Genomic DNA, 2480 nt, shown 5'->3' with positions numbered 1-2480 from the left:
CTTAAAAAATTTATCTAATTACAATTACGATTTAATTATAGTTGAATGCTTGTAATCCTTCTGCTTATTGATTTTCAACTCCATTGCTGAACACACTCAAAATCACATATGCCCTTTTTAAAGATCTATTTTTTTGATATAACGAATCCTGAAGAAAATCCCTTAAAGTAATAATCACAATTTATGACTCGCTAAAATATTTTACCCTCTATTTTCTGCCAGTTATGCAGAACTTATAGAGAGACTTTTTCTGAAATGAATGTATTTAGGCAACCAATTTTTCAGAAAAAATATTTTTGTTTGACAGAAAAATGATTAAAATATTTTTAGCACTCATAAGAAGCGATTGCTAAAAATTAAAATACAGGAGGTTGAATTATGGCAAAACAAATGAAATTCAGTCATGATTCGAGAACTATTCTCAAAAAAGGTGTCGATACTTTAGCCGATGCCGTAAAAGTAACATTAGGACCGAGAGGTCGAAATGTAGTTTTAGACAAAAAATTCGGTTCCCCGACAATTACCAAAGATGGTGTAACTGTTGCTAAAGAAATCGAATTGGAAGAACCATTTGAAAACATGGGAGCGCAACTGGTCAAAGAAGTTGCTGAGAAAACCCATGATGTTGCAGGTGATGGAACAACCACAGCAACAATCCTTACTCAAGCTATTATTGAAGAAGGTCTGAAACATGTAACAGCCGGTGTCAATCCGATGTACTTGAAAAGAGGAATTGAAGAAGCTACAAAAGTTGTTGTTAAGAAGATCAAAGAATTCAGTAAAGAAGTGAAAACAAGCGAAGAAATTGCCCAAATCGGTGCTATTTCTGCTAATAATGATCTGGAAATCGGGAAATTAATTGCGGAAGCTATGGATTCGGTTGGAAGAACCGATGGAATTATCAATGTGGAAGAAGCAAAATCCATTGAAACATCATTGGAAAAAGTGGAAGGAATGCAATTTGATCGCGGGTATCTTTCTCCATATTTCGTAACTGATGCAGATAAAATGATCACCGATTTTGAAGATCCTTACATTCTTCTTTTCGATAAGAAGATCAGCGTGATGAAAGATCTATTACCGATTCTCCAGGAAGTTGCTCAAACCGGAAAACCAATGTTGATCATTGCTGAAGATATCGAAGGTGAAGCTCTGGCAACACTCGTTGTTAATAAACTTCGCGGAACATTGAATGTGGCAGCAGTTAAAGCACCGGGATTTGGTGACAGAAGAAAAGCCATGATGGAAGATATTGCCATCCTGACAGGCGGAACTGTTATTTCCGAAGAATTAGGAAGAAAACTGGATTCTGTTAAAATCGAAGACCTTGGTTCAGCCAAGAAAGTCATTATCGACAAAGAAAATACAACTATCAGGGAAGGTTACGGAGAAAAATCTGACCTTGACGGAAGGATCAAACAGATAAAAGCTCAAATCGAAGAAACAACATCCGATTATGACAAAGAAAAACTCCAGGAAAGATTAGCAAAACTTTCCAGTGGTGTTGCGGTCATTAAGATCGGTGCTGCTACGGAAACAGAAATGAAGGAGAAAAAAGCTCGTGTTGACGATGCTCTACACGCTACTCGTGCTGCTGTTGAAGAAGGAATCGTAACCGGTGGCGGAGCAACTTTGATCTATGCTGCCAAAGCTATCGACGAAATGAAACTCGCTTCTCATGAAGAAAAAGTAGGTGCTGATTTACTAAAAAATGCTCTTTCCAAACCTGCCTATTTCATTGCTGCCAATGCCGGTGAAGAAGGTGCTTTGATCGTTGAGAAAATTAAAAATTCCAAAGATTATCACTTTGGCTATAATGCTGCTACAGGTACATTTGAAGATCTCTTCAAAACCGGTGTCATCGATCCGGCAAAAGTTGTTCGTAGTGCCTTGCAGAACGCAACCAGTATTTCCGGCTTGTTCCTGACCACAGAATGTATTGTAACAGATATTCCTGAAGAAGAGAAAATGCCTTCGATGCCTCCAGGCGGCGGTGGAATGCCGGGAATGTACTAATCAGAGTCTATCCGTAAACTGAAAAACCTTGCGAATGGTCGCAGATCTTCGCAATGGTTGGATCGTAAAACACCGACCATTACGGAGGTCTCGTTCCTTAACCATCCGTAAGGTCTTTTATTCGAAGATCGAATGTTAATTCTGAACCTGTCGTTTTAAAAAAACGGCAGGTTTTGTTTTTCCAAAAAATCCTTGACACCAGAAACAGTCTCAATTTTGTTCCTTGTGGTTATGCCGAAGTGGTGAAATTGGTAGACGCAGTGGACTCAAAATCCTCCGAACTTTTGTTCGTGCCGGTTCGAGTCCGGCCTTCGGCATCATTGAAAATTCTGGAGGGCAATAACATTAATTGTTAGGGCAACATCTTTTTTTTACATACCGTTTTTCAACAAAAAAATAATTAAAAAACTGGAGGATATTATGAAGACAAGACTTATTTATCTCGCTCTCATCGTAGCAATTAT

1 protein-coding gene and 1 tRNA gene are annotated in these 2480 nt (G+C 38.3%); both read left to right on the top strand.

Annotated elements, in window-relative coordinates; translation table 11 throughout:
- Positions 1-378 precede the first annotated feature (378 nt).
- Positions 379-2016 (top strand): chaperonin GroEL, encoded by a 1638-nt coding sequence (gene groL, locus ENL20_00700; protein ID HHE37079.1) that lies wholly within the window; start codon positions 379-381, stop codon positions 2014-2016.
- A 233-nt stretch (positions 2017-2249) separates the two neighbouring features.
- Positions 2250-2336 (top strand) — tRNA-Leu (locus ENL20_00695).
- Positions 2337-2480: the final 144 nt, after the last annotated feature.

It is taken from the genome of Candidatus Cloacimonadota bacterium, assembly GCA_011372345.1.
Lineage (GTDB): Bacteria > Cloacimonadota > Cloacimonadia > Cloacimonadales > TCS61 > DRTC01.
The sequence above is the reverse complement of the archived record's forward strand: the minus strand, read 5'-3'. Positions and strand labels throughout refer to the sequence as shown.